Source organism: Candidatus Hydrogenedentota bacterium (genome assembly GCA_016791475.1).
GTDB lineage: Bacteria > Hydrogenedentota > Hydrogenedentia > Hydrogenedentales > JAEUWI01 > JAEUWI01.
The window spans coordinates 76333-83056 of sequence record JAEUWI010000035.1; the positions used below are offsets into that span (position 1 = coordinate 76333).

General features: G+C 49.2%; 4 protein-coding genes. 1 reads left to right on the forward strand and 3 read right to left on the reverse strand.

The window, feature by feature from the left end; translation table 11 throughout:
- The first annotated feature begins 628 nt into the window (after window positions 1–628).
- The gene (locus JNK74_18170; protein MBL7648114.1) at window positions 629–1840 is read left to right on the forward strand and encodes a DGQHR domain-containing protein; all 1212 of its coding nucleotides are present in this window, start codon (window positions 629–631) and stop codon (window positions 1838–1840) included.
- A gap of 18 nt (window positions 1841–1858) precedes the next feature.
- Here the strand turns inward: JNK74_18170 and JNK74_18175 are convergent, their stop codons facing one another.
- The 3 genes from JNK74_18175 to JNK74_18185 form a co-directional block, all read right to left on the reverse strand.
- Window positions 1859–3406, reverse strand: coding sequence for a DUF87 domain-containing protein (locus JNK74_18175; GenBank protein ID MBL7648115.1), 1548 nt, complete (start codon window positions 3404–3406; stop codon window positions 1859–1861).
- Window positions 3390–5495, reverse strand: coding sequence for an AAA family ATPase (locus tag JNK74_18180; protein ID MBL7648116.1), 2106 nt, complete (start codon window positions 5493–5495; stop codon window positions 3390–3392). The genes JNK74_18175 and JNK74_18180 overlap by 17 nt, the downstream gene beginning before the upstream one ends.
- 240 nt (window positions 5496–5735) lie before the next feature.
- Window positions 5736–6724: phosphoadenosine phosphosulfate reductase family protein (locus JNK74_18185; GenBank protein ID MBL7648117.1), on the reverse strand; the 989-nt coding region annotated here is incomplete at its 5' end.

Genomic DNA, 6724 nt, shown 5'->3' on the forward strand with positions numbered 1-6724 from the left:
TATGTGCGGCACTCCGCGGACGTGGGGACCGTATTCTTGGATCCTACTATAATACTTGCTACTATATTTCCCATCGGAAACACTGCACATTACACAATCTGATAAAAGGGGAACCTGTGGCAGAAGATGTCGTTAGAAATAGGACTGACTTACTGCGCTTGAATGAGCGCAAATTTCAGCTCTCACCTACACAATGGGACACACTATCCACGGTACGTACTCCGAAAGAGTTTGAGTGGAAGGACACTTTTTTCGACAAATCACTAGCCCACCACGTTCCCACTGAGCGCGGAATCTACGCCTTCATAGTCCGACCTTGCGAGCATCCAGGACCACCACATCAGTATCTGATATATATTGGAATGACTGATCGTTGTCTTCGGACGCGATTTCGCGAATACTTGGCAGAGAAAAAGCAAAAGAAACGAATGAAGTTTTATGATTGGCTCAACAAATATGAAAGGCATCTCTATTTTTACTACGCATCAATACCAGACCAGCGGGTTAGCCTTTCGAAGCTGGAACGATCATTAAACGATGTGTTTATCCCGCCGCTGAACGAGAACGACCTCTCCGCAGAGATTCGCGAAGGAAAGAGAGCTTTTGTCTAATGAGTAAGAGATATTACATGCCAGCGTTACGCGGATGCATGGGGGATTGGATCTATTATACCTGCCTCATGAATTTTGGTGACGTGAGTAATCGCATTTCATTCGCCAAGGAGATCCACAGCAGCAAAGGGCTGTCGGACTTGCTCCAAAGAACCCTCGACGAGAGTGAGCGGGCTGTGGACATTGCGGAGTATCTCAATGGCGTGAAGGAGAGATTCTTTTCTTCGATGGTAGTAGCGGTATACGGTGGCGACCCACAGTGGTACGAATTCGGAAACATAACACCGAAGAATGACGCGATTTCAATAGAAGACTATAGGCCACAGGATGTCTGGAAGATGGGCTTCTTGAGTCTTTCTGGTGGCGAACACTTATTTGCACTGGACGGACAGCATCGACTCGCGGGCATCAAACGCGCAATCGTAAAGAATCCCGCCCTCGTAAACGAAGAGTTACCTGTGATTTTTGTATCCCACAAGACCAGTGTGCGCGGGGTTCAGCGCACCAGGCGGTTATTTACAACCTTGAACAAAAAGGCTAAGCCGGTTCGAGAGAACGAAATCATTCAGCTGGATGAGGATGATGTCATGGCGATCTGCACGCGACGGTTGGTGGAAGAGCACCCCAGCTTTAATAGAGGACAAATCGCCATCACTACTTCTGCAAGTCTGTCTCGGGACTCAAAATCTTGGATAACAATAAGAAATTTGTACAATATTTTAAAACTGGTTTTCAGAAAGATCGAGCCACGGGCCACGACAAAATCGCTAAGCTGGAACCGCCCTTCTGAAGTTGAACTTGATGCCTACTACAATACCGCCACCGGCTTTTTCGAACTGCTTGGAAAGTACAACAAGCCATTGGGTCGATATTTCGCAGCCAAGAACAATTCTGAAGGGATTGTTCGAGCAAACCGACACGCAAAAGGGGGACATATTCTATTTCGTCCTCAGGGGCTCAAAATAGTAACGGAAATAATTTCAGAGCTCACCCACGAAATGAGCCTTGAACAAGCCGTGCTGGCTGCAAGCAAGCTCCCAACTGAACTAGCTGAAGCTCCATACAAAGGGGTGCTGTGGCTCGACGAAGCGTCGAAAATACAAACCAAAGCAGATGCAGTAACTAGGGATTACCTGCTCCAAAAGTTGGGTAAACTGTCTGCTGAGAGAAAAAGGACACTAAACGCTCGGTGGAAATCCTTTTCAGGTGGTCGCAATATGCCGAAATGATGGCCCAGTAAGAACCGCTTATTCCCAACAACGAACCCTCTCCGCATGGCGGCCAGGCAATTTGCAGAAGGCTACGCCTTTCGGGAGCGTCGTGTCCGAAAACTCTTGTGGCTGAACTTTGCGGCCATAGGCACCCTGTAGCTTTCTAAGTCCCTTTTCCGTTTGTGCACATGCGAATGAAATTACTGCGCCAAGTTGTGTGGTGAAGTCATCGGCTTGCCCTTCAAAATCGCTGGGATCTTGCGACAATAGCATCACGACAGAGCCCTTCGATGCCCCTTGGCGTATGATATCAACAAGAGACTGGTATTTCTTTTCTGCGAGAATACGCCGGGCTTCGTCTATAACGAGTATATGCCTCAGGCCACGAAAGCCGGATTCGAGTGGGGCATCCTCCAGCCTTAGGAGATACGACTTCAGTGCGTCAAGAACCAAAAGAATAATGAGTCGCTTCAACTCTTCGGAGCCGATACGATTTAGACTTAGCACCCATGACCGACGGAAGAAATCCTCCGCGGACATATTGGGCGAAAAGCAATTGAGACTCGTCACTTCATTGAGACGGCTTACGATACTATCCTTATTCTTGCCACTTGCAACTAGTTCAAGCTCATAAGCATCTCGAATCGCCTCCAGGTTTCGATTGTGCCCTCTGCTTAGCACTTGTTCTATTGCTACGCGCAAGGAGTCCCGCTGTACATCTCCTGAAGCACGGCAGGCTAGGGCGATGCTATCGCGCAAGACCATAGCTTCACTCGTCAAATTGACATTCCCAAACTCTGCCTTAGGCAAAAAATCGAGCGGAATAGGCTGCTCTCCCACTTCCAAAATTGTGCAGTTGGACGGTGTAGCCCCAAGCCGCTGAAATAAAGCGGAAGAATCTAAAAAATCCCCTTTGGGGTCAATGATAAGAAACGGAAGTTCAACCTGGTCGACCATCTGCCCGACTATCTGCATTCCCGTCGTGGTCTTTCCAGTGCGGGTCTTGCCCATCAGTGCGATGTGAGGAGAGACCCCACTGCCATTAATGGCATATCCCACCTTCTCAGAGCTAGGCAGCGATTCACTAACGGAACCAACGCGAATGCGGATTTCTTGGGGGCGTGCGCTATTTATAGAAATATTTCGAGGTGAGAACGTTGTGGCCCCGGCCGGGAGCAGCATCGATAGCCCCGTAACAAAGTCCTCGACATTCTTGTCACTGGCTTCCCACGAATCTGACAGCAGCTTCGCCCCGCGAGCCCAATGTGCTTCTACCGCTTGCCGAAAATCGTCGGTCGAAACCGACTCTTGAAAGCCGTTGTCCATTACTATGGCGGAGATCCATAAGTCCAATTCTTTTCCAAACAGATTTTCCCCCCGGATTGAAGTTGTATTTCTGGTCTCATCTCGCTCAAGTGGTGTCGGTATATCGGGGACCGCAAGGGAGCGTCCGATCGAGAGCCGCGCGGTATCATATCGATTCGTCAACCCCAGTCGCGTCCTCAATTCGTCCTCGAAGTTGAAAGCAGCTTGAGTGGGGTAGAATCCAGCCTTTGCTATGGCGTCTCTAGTTGTTCGGTTCATGGGACTCACCAAAAAAAGTGTTGTCATGCACAACCGAGCACTGTTTGGCATGATCGAATTTTACTAGTACCTTTTGCGATACATTAACTTCAACGGCAGATAAAATATCCTCCGTCACTTCTTGATCATGTGTCAGGATGATTATTTGATCTAAATCGACTTTTGTAAGAGCTTTCATCAGCCGTGGACGATACTCTGAATCCGCATTGCCGAGGGGCGTATCAATTACTAACGGCACCCGTCGCCCCGTCATCTCTGCAAGGGCCAAGGAAAAGGCGATACCGAAAGTTCGCCTTTCAAAGCCGCTCATGCTATCTATGGATTGCTGCCGACTGTTCCGAAATGTAAACATTGGCGACGTTTGACCATCCTCTGGAAAGGATATGCGACCACCACTATAACGAGGGTCCGCAATAGTGGTGAAATGTGATGTCACAAGTTCCTGCAATCTTCCCAGTGCGATTGGCTGCAGTTTGTCTGTCAATTCCCCCGTCAAGATCCGAACCCTGTCCGCGATAGCAATACGTTTCTGTTCTGGTTCCATAGTGGCTATCTCATCACGAAGCCTTCTAATTTCACCGTTGATCGTGTGAAGATCACTCTTGTATTTTCTAACCTCATTCTCCGACCCGCCAATCCGCCTGATAGCCTCGCCAATCTGTGACTCATTGTCACTAATAAGCTGACGAAGGTCTTCAAGGTCCTGGGGCGCGTCAGTCTCACGCTCGAAGCGAATTCGTGCCTCATTGTAGCTTATGTTAGCATCTTGTAGCTTTCGAACCCGGGATCTCACCGTGTCCGCCCCGAAAGAATGGGCCTCTCGCAGCATTTCAATCACCTGGCTGCGAACGTCGCCTCGAACATGCCCGAGGATATAAGACTCGGCGCACTCTGAGGGTGGTGGGTTATAGATCTGAGTGAGAGCATCAGAAAATCGAGACTTTACTTTTTCTCGTATCTCTGTTGAAAGGTGTCCCAGGAGATCGTCTTGTTCTGGGGGTTCCGGCATCGCGACCTGAAGCACTTTTCCGGCACGTTCGATTGTTCCAAGTTTTATGCCCTCCCACGATTCTCTTTTCTCCTCCGCCTGCAATCGTCTTTCAATCGCATAGTGAAGGCGTGATACCGCGAGTGAAAGACCTAAACTTTGGAGACACTGTTTCAGTGCACTCTCTGCGGTGTCTTTTGTGCTTTTGGTGTTGGCGAGCTCGGAAGAAAGTTGTGCCAGATCGTTCCCTCTGTAGCCTTTGAGAGTGAGCTGTTCGACCGCGTTGTTCCGTTCCCGTTCCAATTGCTCTTTTTCAGCGCTGAGTTCTTGCATGCTTCGCTCATGCCCAGCAATAATGTCGTTTATTTGATCTCGTTTCTGCTCGAGATCACGCAACTGCTGCTCTTTTTCGCTCGCTTTCTTCTTTCCACCTATTTTGCTCTGAGTCGTCCTAACATACTCCTGCATTTGCTTGTTAAGTTCATCGATTATCTTCGTTCCAAAAAGCACTTGAACGCTTCTGGTAAGACTCGAGCTTCTATCGGAAGCGCTGGTAGATGTATTTATAAGCGTCTGGGCTTGTTCCCCATCGAAGAAAAAAGCGGGGGCTATATGAGCCGGGAAGAGTAGTCGCTCCAACGTATCGTGCGCCGTATCGATGTTCGCGCTCGTACCGACAAGTTGGCCCGCTTCATATATCTGCAATTCCTCTGAGGCATTCCCGGGTTTTAGTCGCTGGTTACTGCTGAAGTGCCAACGGCGCACCACCCGAATCTCACTCTCACCTTTTGCCCTCAACGTGGGAGAGAATACTAGTTCAATCTCCGTTGGATCTTTGGGGTCCGCATTGTTTCGACGGAATTTTGGCAGAATACTATTGTAGTGCTCTTGACTCTCGGTAAAGGAGCTGAACCCGTCGCAATGCCGAAGCCCAAATCGCCCAAAAATGCCTAAATAAAGGGCGACCAACAAGCTCGTTTTGCCGTGACCATTCATCGCACCAATTAAGTAGAGTGGCTTGCGCATGGTTGGCTTGAGAAATGAAAAGGTCGAATCTTCGTAGCTGCGCCAGTTTTGAAGCCTAATTCGTGAAAGGTACATGCAAGCCCCCTGTTAAGACTCAGTCGTCCTAGACATAAATCGATCTATCGTGCTATTGAATTGCTCGACGACACCCTCTCTCCTGCCGGATCCAGAGTGTTCCTGCATTAATTCGCACAGATCTTTTAGTAGTATTACATCGACATTGTATTCTTGACAAAGATGGTCAATTATCTTCTTCGCCTCTCGGTCGGTAAAGCACGGAAGCTCTCTCAAAACTTTGTCCTCCCATTTCTTGTTCTAAAGTACACTTCGTATCGCCGCTGCGCTCTTATCGACTTCCCACTGCTCTCGTATGAGGTGGACCTCAAGAGGGGATATAAGCTCAAGCCCAACCTTGTCCTGCAGATTAAGCAATTCAGAAAGAAGCATTGCACGCGCCTCGAAAGTCAAGGGGCCTAGCCCGGGGGCTCCATTCCTCCGAACTTTGCTTCGAAATTTTGGAGTGTCCGATACGTCTCGCAGCCGATTCCTGTAGTCAACGAGGGATTGAAGTTCGGGATATCCAGAATCGATTAAAGACTCAAGTGAACGATCCCGCTTGACGACGGTGCAGGTCCAGCAGCCAAACCGAGCCAAAATGGAGCTAGAGTCGGCGACCCCGGTCTCATCCATTAATGCACATGATTGAGTGGCGTTGCACATCCCGGCATCTTGATACACCTCCAGCATAGACAACGTGGCGTTGCTTCCCCATGGGGATGGGACCTCTCGAAGATACTCCCAAACTTGGCTTGTGGAAAGGTCTTTGATCGGGCGGTATATGAAGCAGTTATCGATTTCCGTGCTGGGTATTAGTCGGTCGTGATCGTTCGCAATAGAGTAAGCATCGATTCGCTGCTGCCGAGCAGCCGACTCGGCCCGCCTCACTCCAAGCACCAATACGACCTCCCCAAATTCTCGGGCTTTTTGCGCGATGAATTCAGACGAGGGGCGAATCTTTAAGCGATCCATACACCATCGAAAATTGCGATTCGGAGCGGGGTAACCCTTTCCCAAAAGATTGACCCAGAAACTTTCATCCGATGGGGGCTTGGTTATGGATACATCTATGGGCAATCCCAATCGCTCAATACCATCTGTAATCTGCTGAAGCGCACGCAAGACGTACGACTGAAAAACAGGAGATTCCACCAGTGTGTCGTTGTAAACAAAGGGTGCAGTTTTAATACTACCGCTCAAGCGGCGTGCTGTAGGGCCAAGTATTCTTTCCAAAAGAGGTCCCATCG

Excerpts from the sequence above, each read along its gene's own strand:
- JNK74_18170 (MBL7648114.1), top strand. The coding sequence starts at position 629 with ATGCCAGCGTTACGCGGATGCATGGGGGATTGGATCTATTATACCTGC.
- JNK74_18175 (MBL7648115.1), bottom strand. The coding sequence starts at position 3,406 with ATGAACCGAACAACTAGAGACGCCATAGCAAAGGCTGGATTCTACCCC.
- JNK74_18180 (MBL7648116.1), bottom strand. The coding sequence starts at position 5,495 with ATGTACCTTTCACGAATTAGGCTTCAAAACTGGCGCAGCTACGAAGAT.